The following is a 25,892-nucleotide window of genomic DNA, read 5'->3' on the forward strand; positions in this document are numbered from 1 at the left end:
AGTACGTGCACGGAAAGAATCTGTCAACGCTCAAGGCAACGACATGATGCCTTCGCTGTGCACGATCCACTTCCCGTTCGGCGGAAAACCCGGGTTCAGCTCCACCACGTCGCTGCCGCCGGCCACCATCAACCCTACCGCCAACAACAAGGAGCCGTTCGACGGGAAATAGGTCTCGGCGGCGCGCCGATAGCCTGGGCCGTCGGGCGACGAGCTCGTCAGAAGCTCTCCCACGTTCTGGTCGAGATGCACGCGCGGCGTCATGCCCGAGGTGCCGAAGTTGAAGTTCTTCGCATCCGACAGCAGGAAATCCACGGCCTTCTCGGGCTCGTCGAGCCGCGTCGCCGTCATCGCCAGCATCGGCCAGTCCCAGCCCCAGGTCTGCCGCAGATCCCAGTCTTTCAGCACCGCATTCAGCGTGCGGCGCATGGTCTCGCGATCCGCGCCCCAGCCGGGCAGCAGGCCGAGCGCCGCGACGAACGACGGATGGTCGCGGTTCGGGCATTCGGGCACGGTTTTGCCGTGCGAGCATTCGGGCGAACGCGCGCGCTCCCACAGGTCCTGCTGGGATTCGGCGGCTAGATAGATGCCGTTTTTTTCCGGCAGCTTCGACAGCCGGAACAACACGTTGTCCCACTTCGGATCTTTGTGCAGCCCGAGACGCAGGCGCCACTGCTGCGCGGTTTCGATCGCGAAGCGCCAGTATTCGAGCTCGAAGGTCGGGTTGAAGGTCGTGAGCGGCTCGAAGTTTTCCTGCGCCGGGATCACGGGCGGCCCCAAGATGAAACGCTGTTCCTTGCGGTCGAAGTACGGCCAGGTGGCCAGCATCTCGGCCGTCTCGAACACCAGCTCGCGGTACTTCTCGAGCGTCGCGCGATCCTTGCGCGCGTTGTACAGCACTTCCGCCAGGTAGATAGGATGTGGCTGCTGCCACATGATGAACGGGTTCACCTTGCTGGGGCTTTCGCGCCCTTCCGGACCCACCATCTTCGGCCACCAGGCGCCGCCGACGCCGTTCGCCTTGGCGCGCGCCTTCGCTTCGTTCAGGTGTTCGAGATACCACGGCATGCTGCGTTCGAGCAGCTCGGGCCGGCCCCACACCGCGAAGTGCGCGGCATGCCAGGGGTGCATCTCGAGGTGGAACTTGCCGTTCCAGCTGTTGGAGAACAGGCCTTCTTCCTGCGGTGGGTAGGCGCCGGCGGAATTGACGACGGTCAGGTACTGCGACAACACGATGCGCCGTTCGAGCTCGTTCGCGCGCGGGTCTTTGCTGCCGGTGAAATCCACCACGCCGCCGTGTTTCCAGAAACTTTCCCACCACTGCGCCACCGCGGCGCGTGCGCTTTCCGCATCCGGCAACGCCGCCGCCGCCTTCGGCGCAAACTCCACTAACAAGGTCATCTGCATCGAGCCGGGCGCGGTCAGCCGGTATTCGTGCGCAGCCGGCGCGCCAATGTCGAGCTCGCGGTCCGATGACACCTTCACCGAGTAATACGTGTCATCGATCTGCCGCGCCAGCGTGAGACCGCCCGCGTCCCGCGCCGTCTCGCGGGTGGTGTGTGCCTCGGGGTGCGTCCAGTCGGCAGGATCCGGATTCAGCGACTTCGACACGCCTGGAAACTTCAGCGCCAGACCGAGCCGTCCGTCCGCCAGCAGTTTCGAACGCAGGCGCACGATCAGCAGGTCGCGATCGGGATGCACGGAGGTCTCGACCTCGACCGGCACTCCGTCGAACTCGAAGCTGCTGTTCAGCCGCCCGCTCCACAGGTCCAACGACTGGTGTGTCGCGGACAGATCCGCGAACACGGCCGGCTTCCCATCGGCGTGCACGAGATGCAGGCCGACACGGCCCAACGAAAACTTGTGCGGGTTCTCGCGCAGCCACTGGATGTTTTCCTGTCTGGCTTCGTCCCAGCTGTCGAGCGACGGGTACTTGCGGGTCTTGCCGCGCGTCTTGATGGGTTTCAGCGCCTGCTCGAGCGTGAAACCTTTCGGGTTCGGATAGCTGTGCCAGCCCCATTGCGCCTCGGTGAGCAGCGGAACGAGCGGCGAATACTGCTGCTGGAAAGTCTGCAGCCCGGTGATATCCGCGGTGAACGCGAAATTTCCGTTGCCGACCATGAACGGAGCAGCGGGATCGATCGCGGTGATGGCCGGATTGTGGCGAGTGACCAGCGCGTGGCGGTCGATCGGCGCGGCGATGCTCATCGACGCGAAACACGCGAGCGCGGCGAGCAGGCAGGCAGAAAGCGCGCGTGGCGACATGGCGGCGGAGTATGAGCCAAACATTAAGTGTGCTCGCGGATGATCGCGGTTGAGCGGATTTGCGGTATCGTTGTACGGATCGTACGTCACGACCAACGCGGGGGACATATAAATGAGTGAGTCGACGATTGACCGGCGCGTATTGCTGAAAACCGCCGGCGCCGCGGCCGTGGGCCTATCTACGATCAGCTACGCGGCCACCGGCCGCCGCAAATACGTGAACGTGGGCGTGGGCTCCCGGTCGCGCATGTACCTGACCGCCATCACCGAGACCTTCCCGGCCAACAACGATCTGGTCGGCATCTGCGACGTGAACCCGGGCCGCCTGGATACCGCGCTGCGTTTCATCGCGCCCAATCTCAAGAAGACCGGCAGCAAGCCGCCGAAGAAATATCTGGCGGCCGACTTCGACCGGATGATCCGGGAGACCAAGCCGGACTGCGTCATCGTCACCTGCCCCGACGGCTTCCACCATGAATACATCGTGCGCGCGCTCGACGCGGGCTGCGACGTCATCACCGAGAAACCGCTGACGACCACGCCCGAGAAGGCGCAACAGATCGTCGACGCGTGCAAGCGCAACAGCCGCCACCTGCGCGTGTTGTTCAACTACCGTTATTCGCCGCCGCGCACGCAGGTCAAGGACCTGCTGATGAGCAACACGATCGGCGACGTGATGTCGGTGGATTTCCACTGGCTGCTGAACACGCTGCACGGCGCGGATTATTTCCGCCGCTGGCACAGCCACAAGGAAACTTCCGGCGGCCTGATGATCCACAAGGCGACGCATCACTTCGATCTGGTGAACTGGTGGCTGGGCAGCGAACCGGAGATCGTGCAGGCGTACGGCAAGCGTGAGTTCTATACGCCGGCGATGGCGAAACGTTTCGGACTCGAGAGCTACCACGAGCGCTGCCTGACGTGCCCCGAGAAAGAGAAGTGCACTTTTTACCTCGACATCGGCGCCGACCAGAACTTCAAGGATCTGTATCTCGACAACGAGAAGTACGACGGCTATTTCCGCGACCGCTGCGTGTTCCGGCCGGACATCGACATCGAGGACACGATGAACGTCATCGTGAAGTACAAGACCGGCGCGACGTTGTCGTATTCGCTGAATGCGTTCAACGCCTGGGAGGGCTACATGATCGCGTTCAACGGCACGAAGGGCCGGCTCGAACATTCGATCGTGGAAGGCGGCGCGGTGGCGGCCGGCGCGACTAACTACCAGGGCGAGGAAGCGGACCGCGTGACGACGCGTATCATCCCGTTGCGCGGCCGGCCGCAGGAGATCGAGCCCTGGACCGGCGCTGGCGGCCACGGCGGCGGCGACAACGTCATGCTGGCCGAGGTCTTCGGCACGGCCGAACCCGATAAATACAAACGGGCCGCGGACGAACGCAGCGGCCTGTATTCGTGCCTGATCGGCGCGTCGGCCAACAAGAGCTTCATCTCCGGCAACTCGGTGAAGATCGCGGACCTGGTGACCGGCCTCACCTCACCGGCGGTCGCGCCAATGCCGACGCGCGATATCAAAGTCCCGATGCCCGCGAAGGCCTGACTGAAAAAGGGGACAGATCTATTTATTGACCGAACGGGTCTGGGCTTACATGTGGTCGTCAATAAATAGATCTGTCCCCTTTTTCACAGCTTGCCGCGCAGGGCCTCTTCTGCGAATTCGTTGGCGGGAGATCCTTCCCACACATCGCGCTTGAGCCAGCTTTTCTCGCCGCGCAGAAGATCTTCGCAGCGGCCTGTCAGACCGCAGGCAAAAACGGCGAGACCCGCGGCCAGCACCTCACGCGTGGTCACGGGATCGCCGTACAGCGCGTTGTCTTCTTTCGTGAACCGCGCCATGACGAGTGGGCGCAGCGCATATTCCAGCAGCTTGCCGTCGGCACCCCGTTCGACATAGAACAGATCGACGTCATCGCGGAACGTGAACAGATGCAGCGCGAAAGTCTGGCCCAGAAAGATGGCCTCGGTCGCGTCGGCCCGCAGCAGCCGCACGTCGAAGCGCTCGAGCGCCGGCTGCAAACTTTCACTCAATGTCGTCGTCAGGTCCATCCGATTCCCTTCCTTCAGGCCAGTGCGCGAATTCTTCCGTCAGCTGATCCGGGACGGCGCGCACGCGACAGTATAGATTTCCCGCCATGTCACTCGACGTATTCTTCATATATCTCGCGACCTGGACGCTGGTTGCGCTCTCCCCCGGCCCTGCCGTGATGTTTGCCATGTCGCAGGGCGCGCGCCATGGAATGCGCGGGGCGGTCGCCGGCACTGCCGGCATATTGCTAGGTCACCTCGTGTGTTTCAGCGCCGTGGCATTCGGGCTCGCCGCGCTGCTCGCGAGTTTCTCCGGCGCCGTGACCGCAATCCGTATTGTTGGCGCGCTCTATCTCATGTACCTGGGCGCGCGCATGATTTTTTCGAAGCCGCGCACGGCAGCCAAGGTTACCGCCGCCGCCGCGCCGCCTGCGCATGGCGGCCTGGTGCTGCAGGGGCTGGGCGTGCAGCTGACCAATCCGAAGAACCTGCTGTTCGTGCTCGCGCTGCTGCCGCAGTTCATCCGGCCGGATCATCCGCTGTTGTTGCAGTTGTCGATCATGCTGGCGGTGACGGTCCTCATCGACGGCATCGCGCTGCTCAGCTACGCGCAGCTCGCGGTGCGCGGCGCCCGTGCGCTCAAGGGTTCGCGCGCGCTGCTGTGGGTGGAGCGTGTGTTCGGCACCGCGCTCGTCTTCTTCGGCATCAAGCTGCTCGCCTCGCCGCGCTGAAAATGAGGTCTGGCCCGGTCTGCCAGTAAATTTTGACGTACGGTTTCATGCGCCTGATCATCGGGCCCACATGAACATCCGCAACGTGGTTTTCGATGTCGGCGGCGTGCTGCTCGAGTGGAATCCGCCGCAGGTGATCGCGACGCTGTATCCCGATCCGGTGGTGCAGGCGCAGTTGCGCGCCACGATCTTCGAGCATCCGGACTGGCACGAGTTCGATCGCGGCACCTTCACGGAACAGGCGGCCGCCCAGCACTTCGCCCGGCTTTCGGGACGCAGTCCCGGCGAAGTCCTGCAGCTGATGCGCGCCTGCTTCGAATCGCTGCGGCCCATCGACGGCACCATCACGCTGCTGGAGGAGCTCGCGGCCGCCGGGATCAATCTCTACGTGCTCTCGAACATGCCCGTGAGCACCTACGACTACCTCATCAAGCGCGACAAATTCTTCGCGCACTTCAAGCAGCTGGTGATCTCCGGCGCGATCCTGCTGCTCAAGCCCGAACCCGCCATCTACAAACACCTGGTCGAAAAAACCGGCATCGTGCCGGCCGAGAGCGTGTTCATCGACGACCTGCTGCGCAATGTCATCGCCGCGCGCGAGAGCGGCCTGCATGCGATCCAGTTCCGCGACCCGGCCGGCTGCCGCGCCGAGCTGCGTGCCTATCTACCCCATCTCGACCTGTGAGAGGCGAATCATGACGGACACCCGCAGAGACTTCCTGGCCGGTGCGGCAGGCACCGCCTTGTTTGCCGGCATCGGCGCCGACGCACGCGCCGCGGCCATGACGCGCACCGGCGGCGACCTCACTGCACGCATGAGCTGGACGAACGAGCCGGCCCGCGTTTCGTATCCCGAAGGCGGCGTCATGGCGCGCTCGAAGCCCAAGACCGATTTCTGGCGCAAGACGTATTACGGATACATCACCGACAACGGGCACTTCTTTCATCTCCCGGTGAGCGGTGAGTTCACCTTCGAGGCCCGCGTCATTGGTAAATATGCCTCGTTATACGACCAGGCCGGCCTCATGGTGCGGCTCGACGAAAAACACTGGATGAAATGCGGCTCGGAATTCTTCGAGAGCCGCCGCTGGGCGAGCGTCGTGTTCACACACGATTTCTCCGACTGGTCGACGCTCGACGACCTGTCGCAGACCGGGCCCGTGTGGTGGCGCGTCGCGCGCAAGAAAGATTCGATCGAGGCGCAATGCTCGACCGACGGCAAGACCTTCCTCACGGTCCGCCAAGGATATTTTCCGCCGGCCGTCGAAGTACAGGTGGGCGTGATGTGCGCCGCGCCGGAGGGCGCGGGCTTCGACGCGGCTTTCGACAATCTGCGGCTCGCGCAGACCTAACTGCCGGGATTCTCCCGCGGCGCGGCTTCGCCAAAGTTGTCATCGATAACATCACGCAAGTTTGCCGCCGCTTGCCGCGACTGTGCGCCAGTTCCGGCGCGGCTCATTCATACACTTCAGTTTCATGCGGCCGAGCCGTTATCGGTTTACCGTTCGACTGCTTACCGGCACCCGTGAACAGCCTTCCCCCGCAAGAAGACTCCGAACTCGAGTCACCCAGCGCCGAGCGCCGCAACCTCACGGACGCGCTGGCGCACGAACGCAACGTGTTGCGGACGATGATCGACCTGATCCCCGCCTTCATTTACGCCAAGGATGCGCAGAGCCGCTTCACCGCCTGCAACAAGCTGGTCGCGAACCGCATGGGCGTGTCGCCGCAGGAACTGATCGGCAAAACCGACTTCGATTTCTTTCCAGCCGAAATGGCTCAGAAGTTCTACAACGACGAGCAGGCGATGATGAAGTCGGGCAAGCCGCTCATCGATATCGAAGAAGTCGCCTTCGACAAGATGCGCGGCATGGACCGCGTGATCATCACCAACAAGATTCCGCTGCGCGACGCCAATGGCAACCTCACCGGCATCGTCGGCACCGGGCTCGACATCACCGATCGCAAAGCCGCCGAGCAGCGCATGGCCTCGGGTGAGCGGCTCGAATCGATCGGCCGGCTCGCGGCCGGAGTCGCACACGAGATCAATACGCCGATCCAGTATCTCAACGACAGCGTGTCGTTCATCAGCGAAGGCGTCGTCGAACTGCTCGCGTACATCGACCAGCTGCACGCCGCGATGACGCCCCGACCCGAAGCCGGCGAGGACATCGAATACCTGCGCGAGGAGCTGCCTCCGGCGTTGTCCCGCGTATCCGACGGCCTGTCGCGCATCGCCGAGATCGTGCGCTCGATGAAGGATTTCTCGCACGCCGACCAGAACGAGATGAGCCAGGTCGACCTGAACCGCGCCATCAACAGCACGCTCGTCATCGCGCGCAGCGAATACAAGATGGTCGCGGATCTAGAAACCGATTTCGCGCCGTTGCCGGCGATCACCTGCCATGGCGGGCAGATCAACCAGGTCGTCCTCAACCTCCTCGTGAACGCGGCGCACGCGATCGCGGATGTCGTCAAGGAGACGGGCGGCCGCGGCAAGATCACGGTGAAAACCCGCGTCGTGGACCAGCACGTGGTGATATCCGTCGCCGACACCGGCGGTGGAATTCCCGCGCAGATCCGCGCCCACATCTTCGATCCGTTCTTCACCACCAAGGAAGTCGGGCGCGGCACCGGCCAGGGACTATCTATCGCGCGGGGTGTGGCCAGGGCGCACGGCGGCTCCCTGGATTTCGAAACCGAAGTCGGCAAGGGCACGACGTTCTACATCCGCCTGCCTATCTCCCAGTCCCACGAAGAATTCATCGAGGCCGTGGGCTAGAAACCCGGCGGGGCGCCGCAGCGCGGCGCTTATGTCAGCCGGGCCCGCGGTTGCAGCCCCCCAGCCCCGGTTGCCGGGTAAGATCGCCGGCAAGAAACACCGAAAAGGGTTCCTGGGGTCGCAAGGGGTATGGATTTCATTCCAGGCGGCGAACTGACGCGCCGCATCCGTGCAGGAGATGTCTCGGCTGAAAGCGAGCTGATTCGTCAGTTCGAGCCCGGCCTGCGCGTGTTATTGCGCCGCCGTACGGGAGGCGACCACGGCCTGCTGCAGGACCTGGTCCAGGACACGCTGTTAGTCGTCATCCAGCGCCTGCGGGGCCCCGGCATCGAAGATCCCCTGAAGCTGGCGGCTTTCGCCGCCCAAACCGCAAGAAATCTCGCGATTGCGTCACTGCGGAAGGCCGAGCGACAGAAGACAGACATCGATAGCGATCTTACAGATCGCAATCCCGACCCGTCGCAGGGCGTAGATGGACTTGCGGCGGATCTCGAGGCGGCCCTGGCGGTACGTGCGCTACTGCGCGAATTACCACATGCCCGGGATCGCCTGATGCTCAAGCGGTTCTATCTAGACGACCATGACAAGGAACTCATCTGCGAAGAGATGGACTTAAGCGAGGCGGCGTTCAACCAGGCGTTGAGCCGTGCGCGCAGGCGGTTTCGGCAAATCCTCGAGGAACGGGGGTTCGCCAAGCGCGACCTGCTGAGTCTCGGCCTATGAATCAGCAACAAATTGAACAATACGTCGCTGGAAAGATGAGCCAGGCGCAAGCCGAGGCCTTCGAACACTATTGCCTGGAAAATCCCGAGTTCGCGAAGCAGGTCGAATTCGAACAGCGGCTCAAGACCGGCCTCGCGCAGGTGGCGCGGGGCTCGACCGCGGAGTTCGTGCGCTCTAACCACCCGATGCGCTGGCGGCTGGCCGCGGCCGCCGCGGTGTTGCTGTGCCTGGCGGCGGGTTTCTACGCGTTCCGCGCGAATCCGGACGGTGCGCAGCCGTTGCTTGCCGCGATCGAAGGCAAGAGCCCGCACGTCGGCACGACGATGCGGCTCGCGATGGTGCGCGGCGCCGATACCGCGCCGGCGCTGCAAAAAGGCCTGGTGCGCGTCGAGATCGTGGGGCTGTTTGACACCGGTGTGCACTACGTCGTGTCGCTCGATCGCCTCGAACCGAAGAAAGAAGTCGATACGCTGGCAACGCTGTATGCGCTGCACGCCAGCTCCCCCATGAGCCTCGAAGTCGTGATCGACAGCGACCGGCTCGAACGGGGTGCCTACTCGCTGCGGGTACGCAAGCAATCCTCCGACGAAGAACCCCTGGATTTCGGCTTCGTCAAATTCTGATTCCCCGGTGTCAGGGTCTCGCGGCTCGTCGCAGAAGACTGACTGCGGCTGATCATCCGAAACAGCCGAGGGGTTCCCATGACGATTGCCGCGGCCCCTGAGGGCCGCTTCGGCGCAGCTTTCGAATGGCTCGGTGTGGAGCGCGCGTGGACCAGGACGCGCGGCAGCAGCGCCGTGATCATCGGCATCATCGACGCGGGCGTGCAGGTCGATCACCCGCTGATCGGGCCGAACATCCATCGCGACATGGCGGCGCTGCCGGTGCGCGGCGAACATGAAATCGCCGGCACACATGCGGCGGGAGTGGCGGCGGGACGGTCGAGCGACGTCGAGCGCTTTTCGGGCGTCGCGCCGGAGGCACGCATCCTGCCGGTCCGGTTCGCCTGCGGTGCGGGTCCGCAGGCGCTCGATCTTTCGCACGCCATCGAATACGCCGTCGAGATGGGCGCGTGCATCATCAACATCGCACCCGGTGTGGAGCTCACGCTGCCGGCCGTGCGGCGCGCGATCCAATACGCCGCCGCGCGTAATGCGCTGGTGGTGTGCGCCGCTTCCGAACACTGTCCGGCGCCGTTGGCGGGGGACGAAGACGATCCGGTGCCCAACCAGATCGCGGTGCTGTCCGTCGACGAGGCTGGCACGCCGCTGTCCGGCTTTCCGGCGGCCGGCGCCGATCTGGCCGCCCCCGGTTTTGCGCACGTGCCGGCCTGGCGCGGCAGCGGACACACACGATTGTCGAATGCCGCCATCGGCGCGCCGTACGTGAGCGGTTGTGCCGCGCTGGTGAAAGCGCTGAATCCCGGCTGGGGATATCACGAGATCAAGGAGCATCTGGTCGTCAGCGGCACGCCGGATCCGGCGCTCGCCGGCAGTTGCCGGGGCGGCCGCGTGCTCAATGTGGCGAATGCGGTGCTCGGGCCGATCGAGCTCGCCACCGAAGGGCCGCTCGATTGGTCCTCGCTCAACGACGCCACCGTCACCTGGCGGATGCGTTACGCGTCGGCGCTGTGCGTGAACGCCGTGGCGTTGTTCAAACCGCACGGCGACGAACATTGGCGCGAGCTCGCCCATGCTCGCGCGGGCGTCGGGAAGATGACCATCCCCGCCGCGGTGTTACGCCGCTCCTCGGGCCTGCTGCGCGTCGCCTGCCGCGAATCGAACTTCCGCAGCGATGAGATCGCGGTGACGATTAGATAGAGCGGCGCCGGGGTGCAATTCTCGTAATTGCGCCGGCGCTGGCGCGTGCAAGAACGACGACTCAATTACGAGAATTGCACCCCGGCACCACTCTCCCCTCTCCTACCGCGCCAACACATCGGAGATCGTGCGGATCAGCAGCTCCGGCGAACACGGTTTCGCCAGCACGGCGTCGAACAACTCGCGCGAGCCCGAGATCACGCTCGGTTGCGCGGTCTGCGCGATCACGGGGATGCGGCGCAGATCCGGTTCGTCGCGCAGGACCCGTGTCGCGGTCAACCCGTCCATGTTCGGCATGAACATGTCCATGATGATGACCGAAGGTTTGTTCACGCGCGCCGCCTGCAACGCTTCGATGCCATCGCGCGCCTCGAACACCTCGAAGCCCACCGACTGCAGCACCATCGACATCACGTCGCGCGCGTCGTCATAGTCTTCCGCGACCAGAACCTTGGTGGCCGACATTCAATGCACCGGGGTATCGGCGCGACGTGCCTGCTGCATCAGTTCGCCGCCAGCATTCGCCTGGTCGGCCACGGCGAATTCCAGCCGTATCGTCGTTCCCTGGTTCGGCCCGGCGCTGAACGCATTCACGGTCCCGCCGTGGAGCGCCATGATCTCGCGCACGATCGTGAGCCCCAGACCCAGCCCACCCTGGCGGCGCGTCAATCCCACGTCTCCCTGCCGAAAGCGCTCGAACATGTGCGGCAGGAAATCGGCCGGCACGCCAGCACCGTTGTCCGTCACTTCGATCACGGCGCGCGAACCATCGCGCATGACGTGGACGTTCACATTGCCGCCCTTGCCGGTGAACTTGATGCCGTTGGCGATCACGTTCAGCAACACCTGCTGCAGCCGGTCGGAATCGCCCCATACATGAAGCCGATCCGTCGCATCGAGCGACAACTTGATGGATTTCTCGCGCGCCGATGGTTGCGCCAGTTCGACCGCCGCGGCCGCCAGCGCACCGATCTCGACCAGCTTCGATTCGATGGAGAGTTTCCCGGCCGCGGCGCGCGACACGTCCAGCAGGTCGTCCACCAGGCGGCTCTGCAACGCCGTGTTGCGTTCGATCACCTCGAGCGCCTTGTCGAGAATCGACGGCTGGATGCTCTTGCCCTGCTTGAGCTGCCACAACCAGTTGTTGATCACGTGCAGCGGCGTGCGCAACTCGTGCGACAGCAGCGCGAGGAATTCGTCCTTGAGCCGGCTCGCACTCTCGGCGCTGGCGCGCGCTTCCCGCTCCTGGCGCAAGGCCGCCTTGAGCTCGGCATCGAGCTGCACGTTGGAAAGCGCCAGCGCGGCGGCGTCCGCGAGGCTTTGCAATACACCGATTTCCGCCGGCGTCGCGGCGTGATAACGCGCCCAGTACGCGCCGATGGCGGCGATCGGATCTTCGCGACGGACCGGCACCATGACCAGGCTCTTCACGAACGTCGGGCGATAGGCGTCATGCGGAATTCGCTCATCGACATAAATGTCGGGGACGACCGCGTGCGTCTTGTTGAGCATCACCCAGCCGGATATGCAGGCTTCGATCGGGAAACGCCTGCCCTTCCACAGCGGCGCGATGGCATCTTCATCGGCGTAGTAGCAGTGATCTCCCTGCTTGAGGACGAAGGTCACGCCGTCGGCTTCACTGAGATCGCGCGCCGCCTTGCGAACGATGGCGCAAACAGAAGCCTCGTCTCGCGCGGAAGCGAGCGCAGTGACTGCATCGAGAAGTGGATCTCGCACGAGCTGCATGACCCTTAGGATGCCTTTGTTGCGACGCGTCGGCAATCCGCACCTTCCACCCAAACTGAAGTGGTGCCGGGGTGCAATTGTCGTAATTAGATTTGAGCCCTTCGTCTAAATTACGACAATTGCACCCCGGCACCGTCCTGTCTCTGACAGCGGCGCGCGGGCTTCTCCTATGCAGCAGACCGGTCTCCCATCCGTAAGCTGAACTGCCAAACAAGACCCATGGAGAAATTGCAATGCCCACCGCATCCGGACATACCGCGGCTATCCGCGCCAAGCGAGTCATCGGCAGCAGCGTGAAGAACACGGCCGGTGAAAAGATCGGCAAAGTCGAAGACATCGTGCTCGACAAGACGTCGAACAAAATCCTGTTCGCCGTGGTCGGCTTCGGCGGGTTCCTCGGAATCGAGGAGAAGTACCATCCGATTCCGTGGTCCGCGCTCGACTACGTCGAGAGCGAGGAGAGCTACGTCGTGCCGTACAGCAAGGAACAGCTCAAGGCCGCGCCTGCGGACTCGATCGACCAGCTGACCAAGGCCGACGGCGCCGCATCGTACGTCACGCGCACCAACGACTATTACAAAGTGAGCTGAAGCATCGGGCCGCCGCGTCACAGGGCGCGGCGGCTCGCGACGCGCGCGCTCTGCGACTTGCGGCGCCTGGTGAACGGAATCAACGAAGGCACCCGCTTCTTGTACTCAGCGTACTCGGGATGCGCCGCGATCAGGTCGCGCTCCTCGAACTGGATCGCAACCAGGATGTACGCGGTGGTCATGATCGCGAACACGAGATGCGCAACCGTCATCGTCTGTGTCGCCCAGAAAATCATCAGCCACCCCACATACAGCGGATGGCGCACCTGGCGATACAGCCATGGCGTCTTGAACGTCACCGCAGTGAACGGCCTGCCCACGAGCTGCAGCCACACCTGCCGCAGACCAAACAAGTCGAAGTGATCGATGAGAAACGTCACGTACAGCAGCAGCACCCAGCCCGCCGCGTAGAAGGCATACATCGCATCGATGCCCGCGGCCGACGTGATGTTCCACACCACCCCACCCATCGGCTGCCAGAACCAGAACAGCGCGATCAACGCCAGCGACGAGAACAACACGTAAGTGCTGCGCTCGGCAGGCTCGGGGACGATGCGCGTCCACGCGCGCTTGAACCACGGTCGCGCCATCACGCTGTGCTGCACGGCGAACAACCCGAGCAGTCCGAGGTTCACCAGCAGCGCGGTTCCGAGCGCCACGTCCCTCGAGGAATCGATCGACTTCGGAACCCACAAATTGCCGATGAACCCGATGGCGTACAGAAACGTCCCGAAAAACACCGCATAGCAGACGATGCCGTACAGAAAAATGGCCAGGCGCTTCATGGAATCCCTTGTCTCGATGGTGTCGTTGTGCCAAAAGCTTAGGCGCGCCGGGCCACCCGAATCCCGGGACAACGCCGGGATTTGGCCGGGATTCCATGGATTCACACCTCACCTTCGGCAGCTTCCGCTTCGAGCCCGCGACCGCGCGGCTGTGGGAAGACGGCAGCGAAGTGAAGCTCACGCGCAAGGCCGCGCTGGTACTGGCCGCGCTGCTGGAAAGATCGGGCGCACCGGTTTCCAAGCAGCAGTTGTTCGCCAGCGTGTGGCGCGGCACCGTGGTCAGTGACGATGCGCTCGTAACCTGCATCCAGGAACTGCGCAAGGCGCTGCGTGACGATGCAAAGCAACTGATCGAAACGCGGCATCGGCTGGGTTATCGCTTCGCAGCCGAGGTGGCGGGCGCGGCAGCAACAATGGCAGCGGCGCCCGCGGGCCAGGCGACCATTGCAGTTCTGCCCTTCGCCGACATGAGCCCCGATCGCGATCAGGACTTTCTGTGCGAAGGCCTCGCCGAGGAATTGATCGACGCGTTGACCCACATCGAAGGCCTGCGCGTGGCGGCGCGCACGTCGTCGTTCCAGTTCCGCGGCGATCACGATCTGCGCGAGGTCGGCCGCAAACTCAGCGTCACGAGCCTGCTCGAAGGCAGCGTGCGCAAGGCCGGCGACCGGCTGCGGATCACGGTGCAGCTGATCGACGTGGACAGCGGCTATCACCAGTGGTCGGAGAAGTTCGATCGCGACGCGGGCGATGTGTTCGCGGTGCAGGACGAGATCGCGGAGAAGGTGGCAACGTTGTTGCGCGGCGGCGCGCTATCTACCCGCGAGCGGCGCGCCGTGCGGCGCCAGCCTACCGCGCTCGAGACGTACGAGTGTTTCCTGCGTGGGCGGCAACGCATGCACACGATGCAGCAGCCCAACATGGATGAGGCGCGCGAGCTGTATCAGCGCGCGATCGGACTCGACGCGGAATACGCGCCGGCGTGGGCGGGCCTCGCGACGCTGCATGCACTCTTGTATGAGTGGTGGGGTTCGAAGGAGGAGGACCTGCGCGAGGCCGAGCGTGCCAGCCGCATTGCCATGGAGCTCGCGCCGGACTTGGCCGATGCGCACCTGGCGCGCGCGTACACATTGTCGAACCTGCGGCGTTACGAGGAAGCGCGTCCGCACTTCGAAGCCGCGGCGCGTATCAACCCAAACCTGTTCGACGCGTATTACTACTACGGACGCGCTTCGTTCGCCGCGGGCGACACCGCAAAGTCTATCGAGCTGTGGCGCAAGGCCGGCGAAGTGCGGCAGGAGGATTTCGAAAGCCCGCTGTTGCAGGCGCAATCCATGCGGCAGTTAGGCCAGTATGACGAGGCGCGCGTCGTGAACCGCGAGGCGGTGCGCCGTGCAGAACGCCTGCTCGAGGTAAACCCGCTCAGTGCGCGCGTATTGTCTTTCGGCGCCGGCGCGTTGATGGAAGATGGCCAGACGGAACGCGCGCTCGAATGGGCGCGGCGCGCCGAATCGATGTACCCCGACGACATGGGTGTGGTCATCAACGGCGCCTGCCTGCGCGCAAAGCTCGGATTGAAAGACGAAGCGCTCGACCTGCTCGAGCGCATGTTCAGCAAAGGCTGGGGAAAGAAGGACTGGGTCGAGAAGGACCAGGACTACGATTCGCTGCGCGCCGAACCGCGCTTCATCGCGATGATGGCGAAGCTCAAATGAGGTGGGTGCCGGGGTGCAATTGTCGTAATTAGGCCTGACTCTAATTACGACAATTGCACCCCGGCACCCAACAACAACTCAGTAGTCGCCGTGACCGCCGCCGTGGCCGCCATTGCCACCATGCCGGCTCGACAGCAGGCCCGCCGCGAACCACGCACCTGGCACCGCCGGCGTGGTCGCCGTCGCCGGAGTCACGGAGCGGATCAGCAGCACCGGCCGATTGTCGACCGTGTCACCGCAATTGAGCGGCGGAGTGGCACCCGTCGCATCCGTCAGCTTGCCGCGCACATCGAAATCGCCGTCTTCATCGAGATCCACGGGCTCCGAATTGAACGGCGTCAGGATCAACGCAGCCGACACGGCCGGCGGCACCGGAACATTGCGGCAGAACAGCGACAACACGACCTGCCGCGGGCCGGCGCGCGTCCCGATGCCATCGGCGCCACCGAGCAACACCCCTTCGCCGTGCGCGCGTACGTCACCGTTCTTGCGGATCACCGCATCGAACTCGCTGATCAGCCACGGAGCGCCGCCCGGCGCCACTCCCGCGACGGTGTTCAGCACCGGCGCGCCTGCGGCACTGCGAAACGGCTGCACGCCGACTCCGCTATCGAAACTGAACAGCACGCCAAAATTCGAACCACCTGCCACCGCGGTCCCCGCCGCGAGGAGGCTGGCCACAGCCAGAATGCGTTTGATCTTCATTGGAAACTCCGGAGTTGTTATAGAAGTCAGCGTCCGTGAGTGTCGCGGCGCACTCCCCCGGTTCCATGAAGATCCGCTGGCAGCTAGAAGAGCCCTTGCACCTGCTCCGGCGTGGGCCGCTGGCTCGACCAATCGGCTCCGTCGTGCACGTACCAGACCGCGTCACCGTCGATGGACGAGCGGTTCGCGTAAAAAAAGTCCTCCATCGCCGGTGGCGTCCCCGCCATCAGCGCAGTCGTCACGCCAGGAGTGGCTTCGGGCAGCGTGCCCTTGAGCAACCCCTCCAGCTCCGAAGCCGAGCGCACCTTGCGCAACACGCCGTTTTCGTCCGGCACGTCGATGCTGATGTCCTTCGGATTCGAACCATCGGCCCCGCAGCCGGTCAATCCGCAGGTTGCCGCCAGGACGGCGAGCGAAACGCGCACAGCGATCCAATTGCCCGGATGACGCATGACATAGACTCCCCTCGGCCGAGATGCCGTGTATTTCAGGCTAGCGGTGCGCCGCGGGTGGGTCTGTCGCGAGATTTGAGTGAATTCGTCAAATTCTGTTCGTCCCGGCGGCTACACTTTTTCACACTTTTCACACAGGAAAATGCGGCGCTGCGGGCCGCTCACGGGCACGTGCTAGTTAGAATGGCGCCATGAGAATTCGTGTCCAGAAAACCCTGCTGGCGGTGATGGCGGCCGGGCTGCTGTCGGGCCTGCCGGTGGCGCGCGCCGAGGATGCCGCGAGCACGCCGGCCGCGACGCCGTCGCCCGCGCCGTCGAACCTGCCGCCCGAGCGTTCGTGGCGGCTGGGCCTCGCGCTCGGATACGGCGAACGCACCAACCCGCTGATCCAGTCCGACGACATCCCGGTGATCGTCGACGTGGACATCGCCTGGTTCGGCAAGCGCTGGTTCTTCGACAACGGCGACATCGGCTTCACGGCCGTCGACAACCGCTTCTTCACCGCCAATCTCATGGCGCGCGTCAACAGCGATCGCACGTTCTTCAGCAAGACGAACACCCGCTACGTGACCTTCGCGCGCGCCGGTTTTGGCGCCACCATGTTGGCGCTGAACCCGGAAACCGGGCTGCCCCTCGAAGCGCCCGTCCCGCTCAAACCACCGAAGCGCGATTACGCGATCGAAGCCGGCGTCGAAATGTTGTTTGGCGGCGAATGGGGCAACGCGACGCTGCGCGGCTTTCACGACGCGAGCAACACGCACGACGGCTATGAAATCTCGGCCGACTACTCGTATCGCTGGACGCACGGACGGCTGACCGTCGCGCCGAGCGTGGGGCTGTCTTACAAGAATTCGAAGCTCAGCGACTACTACTGGGGCGTGCACCAGGGCGAATCCAGCAACGTGCTGTTCGAATACCACCCGGGCGGCGGCGTCGGCTGGGAAGCGGGACTTCGGACTAGCTACTACCTCACGAAGAGCGTGCGGCTCGCGCTGTCCGCCAATTACGAACGCCTGCAGAACGACATCGCGAACAGCCCGCTGGTCGACCAGGAGTATGTGTTCGGCTACTTCGCGGGGGTGGGATGGCAGTTCTGAAGCGCGGACTCTTCATCGCGTGCGGTCTGCTCGCGGCGCTGCCGGCCTTCACGGCCGCGGCGGAACCGCGCGTGAGCCTGATCGTCAAGCCGCTGCTGTGCGTGCTCGACAAGGGCGCCACCAGCTGCGCGATGACCTTCGACGTGCGCTGGAAAAGCATCGTGGCGGCTGAGTACTGCCTCAACGACGGCGGCCAGCCCACCCCGCTGCGCTGCTGGCCCAGCGCGCGCGCCGGCGATCTGCAGCAACAGCGGCAGGTCAGCGAGGATTTCCGCTACTGGCTCACGTCTCCCGCTGGCGAAGAACCCCTCGCGGAGGTCAAAATCTCGGTCCTGCGCGTGGACTCGGCCGACCGGCGGCGCGAGCGGCGCTCCCGGCACGTGTGGGATGTTTTATGAACGGCGCCAGCATCGACATTTTGCTCATCGAGGACGACGCCCGTCTCGCTGAACTGACGGCCACCTACCTGGAACAGAACGGCCTGCGCATCGCGGTCGAAGGACGCGGCGACCGCGCCATCGAACGTTTCGCGCGCGAGCGCCCGCGGCTGGTGCTGCTCGATCTGCTGCTGCCCGGCAAGGATGGCCTCTCCATCTGCCGCGAGCTGCGCAAACATCACGACGTGCCGATCCTCATGCTGACCGCGCGCGACACGGACCTCGACCACGTCATCGGCCTCGAAGCAGGCGCCGACGATTACGTCATGAAACCGGTGGACCCGATGGTGCTGCTGGCGCGCGTGCGCGCGCTGCTGCGGCGCGTGGAGCGCGGCCCGGCAACCACTGGCGAACGCAAAGCCGATCTGATGTTAGGCGCGCTGCGTATCAGCGAGACTTCGCGCGAGGTCTGGTTGTCCGGCAAAGCCGTCACGCTCACCACGCAGGAATTCGAATTGCTGAGCCTGCTCGCACATCGCGCCGGTGAGCTCGTGAGCCGCGATGAAGTGTTCCGCACCATGCGCGGCATCGACTACGACGGGCTCGACCGTTCCATCGACGGCCGCGTCTCCAAACTGCGCCGCAAGCTCGGTGACGACGCCGCGGCGCCCACGCGCATCAAGACCGTGTGGGGCAAGGGATACTTGCTAGTGCCTGACGCCTGGGAGCTCGCGTCCTGAAGGACCGGCCTTGAGGGATTGGCTCAACGCCCGCCACCGCGGGTTGTTCATCCGCTCGTACGTGGTGCTCGCCGGCGGATTGCTGGTGGTCGCGGTGCTGCTCGACGCCGGGTTCAGCGCGCTGCAATCGCACGAGCAGCGCACCGCGGATCCGTGGCTCATCTCGACGTTTCGCCTCATGGAATCCGAGCTCGGCGCGGCGCCGCCGGCCGAACGCGCCGCGGTCGCCGGGCATATCGCACAGCGTCTCGGGCTCGAAGTCGATCTGCTCGACGCGGGCGATATCGCCGGCGCCAAGGCCAGCGATCCCGGTCCGCGCGCGCTCACCGACGACGCCGGCAACATCTACTTCCTGTACCAGTCGGCCACGTTGCAGGGATCCATCCGCATGGGCCCGTTCAATCCGCCTCCGGAAAGCGCGCTCAGCCGTTTCCTGCCCATCATCTTCTATGCGTCCATCCTGGCGGTCGTCGGCCTGTGGCTGCGGCCGCTGCTGCGCGACCTGACCGTGCTCACCTCCGCCGCACAGAAGTTCGCCTCCGACTATCGCGAGCCGCTCGATACCGCGGCGCGCACCACGCAGCTGACGAGCCTCGCCACCAATCTGGACGACATGTCCGCACGCGTCAGCCAGCTGATCCAGACGCAAAAGGAGATGACCGCGGCGCTGTCGCACGAGATCCGCACGCCGCTCGCGCGCGTGCGCTTCGCGGCCGCGGTGCTCGAAGGCGAAGTCGATGAGGATCTGCGCGGCCAGCTGCGCGACATCAACAACGACGTGCAGCAGATCGACGACCTGATCTCCGACATGCTCGACTACGCGCGGCTCGATCACCCCGGCCTGCGCATGCAGTTGCAGAACGTGCCGGTGGAACCGTGGCTGGCGGCGATCGTCGCCGCGAGCGGGCAACATCCGCGCAGCATCGACACGGTGCGGGAAGACGGGCTCGGTGAGGCATGGATGGAGCCGCGCCTGATGGAGCTGGCCCTCAGCAACCTGTTGGCCAACGCGTTGCGCTACGCGCGCGACACCGTCCGTATCACCATCGCGCGCGACGACCACGTGTACCGCTTGTCGGTGGAAGATGACGGCGAAGGCATTCCGGAAGGCGACCGCACCTCGATCTTCCGGGCGTTCACGCGTCTCGACACCAGCCGCAACCGCAACACGGGCGGGTTCGGCCTGGGGTTGGCGATCGTCGCGCGGATCGCGGCACTACATCGCGGCCGCGTGGTGGCGGGCGCCAGTGCAAGCCTGGGTGGAGCGAAACTGGCACTGGAATGGCCGCTGCCCGCCAGGACCTGACATTCCTGTTAGACGGTGGTGCCTACGAGCGCGCCGACGCCCGCGGTAACGGCCATCGCCAATGCGCTCCAGAACGTCACGCGCATCGCGCCTTTCGTCACGTTCGCCCCACCCGCCCGCGCAGCGATGCCGCCTAACAAGGCGAGGAACAGCAGCGACGCGACCGACACCACCGGAATGAGCTTGGCGCCGTGGACGAACACCACCAGCAGCAGCGGCAACGCGGCGCCCCCGGTGAAACTCAACGCAGAAGAAAATGCGGCCTGGATCGGCCGCGGCGCCAGCTCCGCGGTGAGGCCCAGCTCGTCGCGCGCATGTGCACCGAGCGCGTCATGGGCCGACAGCTGGGCAGCCACCTGTTTCGCCAGCTCCGGCTCGAGGCCGCGCTTCACGTAGATAGACGCGAGTTCGCGCAGCTCGGCGGCGGGATCCGCCTCGAGCTCCTGCTTCTCGACCACGAGCTCCGCTTTTTCGGCGTCCACCTGAGAATGCACCGAGACATATTCGCCGGCCGCCATCGACATGGCGCCCGCCACCCAGCCGGCGATGCCCGACAGCAGGATGGTTTGTTGTTCGGTGCCGGCGGCGGCGACGCCGACGATGAGGCTCGCGGTGGAGACGATGCCGTCGTTCGCGCCCAGCACCGCGGCGCGCAGCCAGCCCAGGTTGCCGGTGCGGTGGTGTTCGTTGTGGTGCCGTGGTTTGGTCATGCGGCGCCCGTTATAGCGGGATTTTGCAACGGCGGCGAGCGCTCGGCGAATCGCACATGCATTGCGATTAGAATCGCGGCATGTCTGCGATTCCGGTCCATACGCGTTCGTGGTGGCTCTCGCCCGGCGGCATCGTCCTGTTGCTGGGGCTCGCAAGCTGCGCTTCACGTGTCGGCGCTGCCACTCCGATCGACGAGAGTGCATTCGTAACAATTGGCGGCATCGAACAGTGGATCACCATCAAGGGAGCGAATCGCGACAACCCCGTCGTGTTGTTCGTGCATGGCGGCCCCGGCGATGCGCTCAGCCCGTTTGCCGACGCGATGTTCGCGGGATGGGAGAAGGATTTCACGCTGGTGCAGTGGGATCAGCGCGGCGCGGGCCGCAGTTATGGCCGCAGCGGTCCGTCGATCGAGGCCACGCTTTCATACGAGCGCATCGTGCTCGATGGCATCGAGGTCGCCGAGCACCTCACCGCTCATCTGCACAAGAAGAAGATCGTGCTGGTCGGCGGTTCGTGGGGCTCGTTGGTGGGTATCCGCATGGCCAAACAACGCCCGGATCTGTTCGCGGTGTACATCGGCACCGCACAGCTCGTGAACATGCGCGAGAACTCGCGCGCGAGTCATGAGCGCGTGCTGGCGTACGCGCGGGAGACGAAGGACGCCGTTGCGGTGGAAGAGCTTGCGCAGCTGGGTCCGCAGCCGTGGGTGGGCTACGCCAAGTGGCGCACGTTTCGGAAGTGGCGTGTTGCCTACCAGTCGAGGCTCGCAACGGCGAGCAAGCCGGACATGACGCCGTCAGCCGAATATGCGACGCAGAAGGATCTGGCGGACTATGAAGCCGCCGACGACCTGAACTTCGCGCACTTCAACTTCGTCGGTCAGTCGATGACCGGGCCGATGATGGACATCGATCTGCGCTCGCTTGGGCGCGAGTTCGAGATCCCGATCTACCTGGTGCATGGAGCGGTGGACATGAACGCGGTGCCGGAAATCGCGCGGGATTATCTCGACTGGATTCAGGCACCGAAGAAGCAATTCTTTCTGGTGCCGGATACGGGGCATGCGGATTCGAACGCGTCGCTCGCCGTGGTGCGGGACATTCTGAAGACGAAGTTGCACCGGTAGGCGTTACCAAGCGCAGTTCGGACGCCCGGCGACGTTAGCCCTGGCGCCCCAGCTCGCGGCGGATGTTTTCCTCGCGCGCGTCTTCGATGACGTTCATCACGTTGGTTGGGTCCGTGATGCCTTCTTCGCGCGCGAACACACCCGTGAGCTTGCTATCCGCCTGCAGGTGACCCTCGCTGAACAGCGACCAGATCTCACGAGCGTACTCGGTTGCGAGTAGTTCGGGCGCGAAGCGCCCCAGCGTGCCGCGCAGGTTGTTCACGTCGCGCTCGAGCATCGCGAAAGCCGCGTTGTTGCCCGCGGCGTTCACCGCCTGCGGCAGGTCGATGATCACCGGGCCGTCCGCCGCGACCAGCACATTGAACTCCGACAAATCCCCGTGGATGAGCCCGATGCTCAACATGCGCACCACCTGGCGGATCAGGAAGGCGTGGTATTCACGTGCGACCTCCGGCGTGAGATCGACCTCACCGAGCCGCGGCGCCGGATCGCCTGCCGCGTCCACGACGAGCTCCATGACGAGCGTGTCGTTGAAGTAACCAAACGGTTTCGGCACGCGCACGCCTGCTTCGACCAGCTTGTATAACGCGTCCACCTCGGTGTTCTTCCAGGCCGACTCCGCTTCCTTGCGGCCGAAACGCGTGCTCTTGGCCATCGCGCGCGCCTGGCGGCTGCCGCGCACCTTGCGGCCTTCCTGGTACTGGGCGCGCTTCTGGAAGCTGCGCTGGCCCATGTCGCGATAGACCTTCGCGCAACGAATCTGCGTGCCGGTGCGCACCGTGTAAACCGTGGCTTCCTTGCCGGATTTGAGGGAGCGGAGGACTTCGTCGATGACGCCATCGTCGATGAGCGGCTGCAGGCCGGGAGGGGTTTTCATGCCGGCGGCATGCTACGCGATTACGCACCGGGGCGGCGATTTGCCCGTGTTTTGAGGCCCCGCGACCTATGGCGCAAGACCGACCGGGCAATTCGCCCAGGCGGAAAGCGAGAATTCCACGCTGCAGATCCGCTGCGAGCTGCTCGCGAACACGTAGTTAGTCGTCTGCGTCACGCAGCGCGGCGTCCAGACGACGTCGACGTTGGCCGTGTTCGGCGGACCGGGTTTGTCCCAGCCGTTGAAGGCATCGACGCGTCCGGTTCGCGAGCTCCAGGCCGCGCTGTCGAGCTCGCAGGCCGGATTGATGCGCAGCCAGAACGGCGTGGAGCGCTGCGGAGAACCCGCACCCCACACTTTGTAGCCCGAGAAGATGTCACCGCCGCCCTGGTCCACTTCGATCGCGATGAAGTTGGGGTTCTGGTTCCAGAATGCGGGCGGTACCGGCATCTGCTGGCGAGTCGCGATGAATTTCGCCTGGGCCGCGGGCGATCGCGACTTGTCCGTGCGCACTATCGTCAGCGCAATCGTGTGATCCATCGCGCCCGACACCGCCGGCACGAATGCCGCGATCTCGGAATCGCTCCAGCTTTCGAAGACCAGGCGCATGTTGCCGCCCGGAAATTGCCCGATGGCTTCGACGCTGCCCGTCTGGTCGCCGAAACACATGCCCTCGATCTTGAAACGGCCGTTCGGCGTCACCGTGCCGCGCACGCGGGAAATCTCCGCCGGATGCGTTTTGCAGTAGTTGAGCATCTCGGTATACGAGAGCGCGGGAGCCGCCTTGATGGAGTCGCGACTGTTCAGCGAGCCACCCACTCGTGCCGGCTGCCGGACGGCCTCCACTCGATCCGAGACCGACGCCCCGAAACGGCCGGGCAGATCGCGCACCGGTGCGCCTTGAGGTGAAGTGCGGCTGATCCTGGCGGACGCCGGAACCGACGCCTGCCGCAGCTCCGTTTGCAGCTGTTGTTTGATCGCGCCGGCGGCGACCGGTTTGCCACCCACGATAATAATTGCGCGATCTTCGACGCTGAGCAGATTGCCCGGCAGTGTTGCCTTTGCGGCGGCGGCGTAGGGCTGCGTTTGAAGTGCCGTGGCCGCTGGACGCGAAACGGCGGGCGTGGACGCGGCCTGGGCCCGCTGCGCCGGAGAAGCCGCCCGTTGCTGCGGCGTCGCCGCCTTCTGCGCGTAAGCCGTGCCGAGCGCAAACAGCAGGATGACGGAACCCGAAACTGAAGTTTTCATGTGCATCTCCCTCGCGGCGAACGAAGCGCCTCAACAGGAGATACGGAATTGCCAGGTGTTTTGGACAACGAACTGCGGCTAACCTCGATTCCATGGATCCCGGCGCGGCCCACCCGTCCTGGTTAGTCCCGCGCACAGCTCAGTTCGGGCGATTCCCCGCCAGCACCTTGTCCAGATACGTCTGCGCGCCGGGCGACTCTGACTGTGCCAGCCAGAACAGCGCACGCTTGCGCTGCTCGCGCGACAGGGACTTGTCCTCCGCGGCCTTGATCAAGGCCGGTGTCGCACGCTCGTCCGGCAATTGAGAGAGCGCGAAGATCGTCAGCTCGCGCACATTGTTGTCGGCGTCCTGCTTCGATGCCGCGATGATCGAGTTCTCCACGTCGGCGGCGCCGTTGTGCGCGAGCCAGAACCACGCCTGCGCCCGGACGTCACCGTCCTTGTCGGTGTTGCCTAGTTTGATGAGATCCGCACTCACCCGCGGCGACTTCGACAGCGTGATGGCGAAGGCCGCATGCTTGCGCACCTCCGCGCTCGGGTCGTTGAACATGGCATGGGTGGTGATGTCCGCGCCGGCCGTGCCGCGCAGCATCGCCAGCCAGAAGATTGCACGCTTGCGTATTTCCTCCTGCGCATCGACGCGCGCCATCGTGCTCAAGGCGTCGAAGGCGACGGCGCTGCGATGCATCGCCAGCGCGCCCAGCGCTTCCTCGCCGAATTCGCTGTCTGGTGTCTTGGCGAGGCCGATGAGCCAGCGCGCGCTGTCGTCGGTTTCGACGTGGTCGAGCTTCTGGATAGGCGTCTTGGATTCCACCGGGCACGTGGCGGCCAGCGCGCGCACTTTCTCGACCTTTCCGCCCGCGAAGCGCGCGTAGACGCGGATGGCGTCGGTCCTGGCTTTGTCGCGAGAGCCGTATCCCTGGCGGTCGGCGTCGAGTTTGCTGGCAGACGTGTCCGCGGCCGCGCTGTCCGAACTACTCCAGCAACACCAGGCCGGAGAGTCTTCCACGGCCTGCACTTCCCAGCTCGCCCAGCCGTCCTTTGGCAGCGGCAGATCGGCCGAACGGGCCTGCGATGCGAATGCGAGCGCGGCGCACATCGCAGCCGCTTGAATGCTTGTGGTTCTCATCACTTTTTATCCAGCGCCGCGTCGATGGCTTCGAGCGCGGCGTCGCCGTTCATCATCGAGAGCATGCGCAGCAGCGAGCGCTTTTCCTCGGTGGTCTTCGCGGCGCGGTAGAGCGAGAGCACGCCCTGCTCGTCCTGCGCGATCAGCATGCCCTGGAGTGCGGCTTCCTTCATCTCGGCATCGGTGTTGCGCGTGTAGATCTCGCGCAGCGCGGTGCGCGCAGCATCGCCCTGGATGATTCCGATATTGCGCACCGCGTCGAGCCGCACCGAATGTTCGCCATTGCCGTCAGCGATTTTTCGCAGGCCGGTGAGATCGCCGCTGATCGCGTAGGCCTGGAGCAAACCACTCGCCGCGATGGGCCGGTCGGCTAGCTTGCGCAACTCTTCGCTGGCGCCCATCACGCCGAGCATGCGGATCGCGTCGGAAGCTTCCTCTTCGGTTTTTGCATTCAGCGCCACCTGGAATACGGGTTCCTTGCGGCCCGCGATCATCCATGCCTGCAGGATGTCTTCTTTCAGTTCTGCGTCGCCGGTCTTGTAGACGTCCTGCAAGGCGTCGAGCGACTTCGGGTCGCCGCTGATGCCGATGCTGCGGATCGCTTCGCCGCGCAGCTCCGAGTTCGTCGAGCGGGCCGTCTGCATCAGCAGGTCGCGCGCTTCCGGAGCACCGATCTGGCTCAAGACGAACAAGGCGCGCCGTTTGACGATCGTCGGCTGCGTCCCGATCAAAACCTTTTTGAGGATCGGCAGCGCACGCTCCGACGGCTGCGCCATCAGGCCTTCGAGCGCGGCGATCGCGAGCTCTTCCTGTTCGGTGGGCGCGCGGTCTTCGCGGTCGGCGTCCTGGGCCTGCGCGCCGGCTGCGCCTGCCAAAAGCAGCGCGAGCATCGTGGTACGGATGAGTTTCATGAAATACCTC

The 25,892-nt window shown here is 64.6% G+C and carries 27 protein-coding genes; 15 read left to right on the forward strand and 12 right to left on the reverse strand.

The genetic code is table 11. The features are described from left to right. Positions 1-30: 30 nt before the first annotated feature. On the reverse strand, positions 31-2,265 hold the full coding sequence (locus tag WDO72_08565; GenBank protein ID MEJ0085720.1) for a hypothetical protein: 2,235 nt from the start codon (positions 2,263-2,265) through the stop codon (positions 31-33). 112 nt (positions 2,266-2,377) lie between these two features. Here WDO72_08565 and WDO72_08570 point away from each other — a divergent pair, with 112 nt between their 5' ends. Then, positions 2,378-3,826 (forward strand): Gfo/Idh/MocA family oxidoreductase, encoded by a 1,449-nt coding sequence (locus WDO72_08570; protein MEJ0085721.1) that lies wholly within the window; start codon positions 2,378-2,380, stop codon positions 3,824-3,826. Positions 3,827-3,909: 83 nt separating this feature from the next. On the opposite strand, the gene WDO72_08575 is transcribed toward WDO72_08570, so the two are convergent. Beyond that, complete coding sequence (locus WDO72_08575; protein MEJ0085722.1) at positions 3,910-4,332, reverse strand: hypothetical protein; 423 nt, start codon at positions 4,330-4,332, stop codon at positions 3,910-3,912. Positions 4,333-4,418: 86 nt separating this feature from the next. Here WDO72_08575 and WDO72_08580 point away from each other — a divergent pair, with 86 nt between their 5' ends. The 7 genes from WDO72_08580 (at position 4,419) to WDO72_08610 (ending at position 10,367) form a co-directional block, all read left to right on the forward strand. After that, a complete protein-coding gene (locus WDO72_08580) occupies positions 4,419-5,042 on the forward strand; it encodes a LysE family translocator (protein MEJ0085723.1) in 624 nt (207 codons plus the stop codon). 70 nt (positions 5,043-5,112) lie between these two features. Next, positions 5,113-5,727 carry an HAD family phosphatase gene (locus WDO72_08585; protein MEJ0085724.1) on the forward strand — a complete coding sequence of 205 codons (615 nt, stop codon included), beginning with the start codon at positions 5,113-5,115 and terminating at the stop codon, positions 5,725-5,727. Positions 5,728-5,737: 10 nt separating this feature from the next. Further along, positions 5,738-6,394, forward strand: coding sequence for a DUF1349 domain-containing protein (locus tag WDO72_08590; protein MEJ0085725.1), 657 nt, complete (start codon positions 5,738-5,740; stop codon positions 6,392-6,394). 173 nt (positions 6,395-6,567) lie between these two features. Then, the gene (locus WDO72_08595; protein MEJ0085726.1) at positions 6,568-7,824 is read left to right on the forward strand and encodes an ATP-binding protein; all 1,257 of its coding nucleotides are present in this window, start codon (positions 6,568-6,570) and stop codon (positions 7,822-7,824) included. 129 nt (positions 7,825-7,953) lie between these two features. Further along, on the forward strand, positions 7,954-8,547 hold the full coding sequence (locus tag WDO72_08600) for a sigma-70 family RNA polymerase sigma factor (protein ID MEJ0085727.1): 594 nt from the start codon (positions 7,954-7,956) through the stop codon (positions 8,545-8,547). Beyond that, complete coding sequence (locus WDO72_08605; GenBank protein MEJ0085728.1) at positions 8,544-9,170, forward strand: hypothetical protein; 627 nt, start codon at positions 8,544-8,546, stop codon at positions 9,168-9,170. The genes WDO72_08600 and WDO72_08605 overlap by 4 nt, the downstream gene beginning before the upstream one ends. A gap of 78 nt (positions 9,171-9,248) precedes the next feature. Then, a complete protein-coding gene (locus WDO72_08610) occupies positions 9,249-10,367 on the forward strand; it encodes a S8 family serine peptidase (GenBank protein MEJ0085729.1) in 1,119 nt (372 codons plus the stop codon). Positions 10,368-10,469: 102 nt separating this feature from the next. Here the strand turns inward: WDO72_08610 and WDO72_08615 are convergent, their stop codons facing one another. Both WDO72_08615 and WDO72_08620 read right to left on the reverse strand, forming a co-directional pair. Next, positions 10,470-10,832, reverse strand: a complete 363-nt coding sequence (locus tag WDO72_08615) for a response regulator (protein MEJ0085730.1) — start codon at positions 10,830-10,832, stop codon at positions 10,470-10,472. After that, complete coding sequence (locus tag WDO72_08620; protein MEJ0085731.1) at positions 10,833-12,113, reverse strand: HAMP domain-containing sensor histidine kinase; 1,281 nt, start codon at positions 12,111-12,113, stop codon at positions 10,833-10,835. A 233-nt stretch (positions 12,114-12,346) separates the two neighbouring features. Between WDO72_08620 and WDO72_08625 the strand changes: the two genes are divergently transcribed. Beyond that, entirely contained in the window at positions 12,347-12,703 is a 357-nt protein-coding gene (locus WDO72_08625) for a PRC-barrel domain-containing protein (GenBank protein MEJ0085732.1), read from the forward strand. 17 nt (positions 12,704-12,720) lie between these two features. Here WDO72_08625 and mddA read toward each other — a convergent pair whose 3' ends face one another. Beyond that, the gene (mddA, locus tag WDO72_08630; GenBank protein ID MEJ0085733.1) at positions 12,721-13,488 is read right to left on the reverse strand and encodes a methanethiol S-methyltransferase; all 768 of its coding nucleotides are present in this window, start codon (positions 13,486-13,488) and stop codon (positions 12,721-12,723) included. A gap of 95 nt (positions 13,489-13,583) precedes the next feature. Here mddA and WDO72_08635 point away from each other — a divergent pair, with 95 nt between their 5' ends. Next, positions 13,584-15,203 carry a winged helix-turn-helix domain-containing protein gene (locus WDO72_08635; GenBank protein MEJ0085734.1) on the forward strand — a complete coding sequence of 540 codons (1,620 nt, stop codon included), beginning with the start codon at positions 13,584-13,586 and terminating at the stop codon, positions 15,201-15,203. Between the two features lie 78 nt (positions 15,204-15,281). Here WDO72_08635 and WDO72_08640 read toward each other — a convergent pair whose 3' ends face one another. Together WDO72_08640 and WDO72_08645 are read right to left on the reverse strand one after the other, a co-directional pair. Next, positions 15,282-15,908, reverse strand: a complete 627-nt coding sequence (locus WDO72_08640) for a hypothetical protein (GenBank protein ID MEJ0085735.1) — start codon at positions 15,906-15,908, stop codon at positions 15,282-15,284. Between the two features lie 83 nt (positions 15,909-15,991). Further along, positions 15,992-16,360 carry a hypothetical protein gene (locus WDO72_08645; GenBank protein ID MEJ0085736.1) on the reverse strand — a complete coding sequence of 123 codons (369 nt, stop codon included), beginning with the start codon at positions 16,358-16,360 and terminating at the stop codon, positions 15,992-15,994. Positions 16,361-16,551: 191 nt separating this feature from the next. On the opposite strand from WDO72_08645, the gene WDO72_08650 reads away from it, so the two are divergent. From WDO72_08650 to WDO72_08665, 4 genes are read left to right on the forward strand one after another with little or no spacing between them, the layout of a single operon-like run. After that, positions 16,552-17,457, forward strand: a complete 906-nt coding sequence (locus WDO72_08650; GenBank protein MEJ0085737.1) for a MipA/OmpV family protein — start codon at positions 16,552-16,554, stop codon at positions 17,455-17,457. Then, positions 17,445-17,855, forward strand: coding sequence for a DUF3019 domain-containing protein (locus WDO72_08655; GenBank protein ID MEJ0085738.1), 411 nt, complete (start codon positions 17,445-17,447; stop codon positions 17,853-17,855). Before WDO72_08650 ends, WDO72_08655 begins: the two co-directional genes overlap by 13 nt. Beyond that, complete coding sequence (locus WDO72_08660; protein ID MEJ0085739.1) at positions 17,852-18,574, forward strand: response regulator; 723 nt, start codon at positions 17,852-17,854, stop codon at positions 18,572-18,574. Before WDO72_08655 ends, WDO72_08660 begins: the two co-directional genes overlap by 4 nt. A gap of 10 nt (positions 18,575-18,584) precedes the next feature. After that, positions 18,585-19,880, forward strand: coding sequence for an ATP-binding protein (locus tag WDO72_08665; GenBank protein ID MEJ0085740.1), 1,296 nt, complete (start codon positions 18,585-18,587; stop codon positions 19,878-19,880). 8 nt (positions 19,881-19,888) lie between these two features. Here WDO72_08665 and WDO72_08670 read toward each other — a convergent pair whose 3' ends face one another. Next, entirely contained in the window at positions 19,889-20,590 is a 702-nt protein-coding gene (locus tag WDO72_08670) for a VIT family protein (GenBank protein ID MEJ0085741.1), read from the reverse strand. Between the two features lie 80 nt (positions 20,591-20,670). Here WDO72_08670 and WDO72_08675 point away from each other — a divergent pair, with 80 nt between their 5' ends. Next, positions 20,671-21,720 carry an alpha/beta hydrolase gene (locus WDO72_08675; protein MEJ0085742.1) on the forward strand — a complete coding sequence of 350 codons (1,050 nt, stop codon included), beginning with the start codon at positions 20,671-20,673 and terminating at the stop codon, positions 21,718-21,720. Between the two features lie 34 nt (positions 21,721-21,754). On the opposite strand, the gene WDO72_08680 is transcribed toward WDO72_08675, so the two are convergent. From WDO72_08680 to WDO72_08695, 4 genes are all read right to left on the reverse strand, one after another. After that, positions 21,755-22,597 (reverse strand): PA4780 family RIO1-like protein kinase, encoded by an 843-nt coding sequence (locus WDO72_08680; protein MEJ0085743.1) that lies wholly within the window; start codon positions 22,595-22,597, stop codon positions 21,755-21,757. A 66-nt stretch (positions 22,598-22,663) separates the two neighbouring features. Continuing rightward, positions 22,664-23,842 (reverse strand): hypothetical protein, encoded by a 1,179-nt coding sequence (locus WDO72_08685; GenBank protein MEJ0085744.1) that lies wholly within the window; start codon positions 23,840-23,842, stop codon positions 22,664-22,666. A gap of 139 nt (positions 23,843-23,981) precedes the next feature. Beyond that, positions 23,982-24,971 carry a HEAT repeat domain-containing protein gene (locus WDO72_08690; protein MEJ0085745.1) on the reverse strand — a complete coding sequence of 330 codons (990 nt, stop codon included), beginning with the start codon at positions 24,969-24,971 and terminating at the stop codon, positions 23,982-23,984. Continuing rightward, complete coding sequence (locus WDO72_08695; protein ID MEJ0085746.1) at positions 24,971-25,882, reverse strand: HEAT repeat domain-containing protein; 912 nt, start codon at positions 25,880-25,882, stop codon at positions 24,971-24,973. Before WDO72_08695 ends, WDO72_08690 begins: the two co-directional genes overlap by 1 nt. Between the last annotated feature and the right edge of the window lie 10 nt (positions 25,883-25,892).

The organism is Pseudomonadota bacterium (assembly GCA_037200975.1).
Classification (GTDB): domain Bacteria; phylum Pseudomonadota; class Gammaproteobacteria; order Steroidobacterales; family Steroidobacteraceae; genus CADEED01.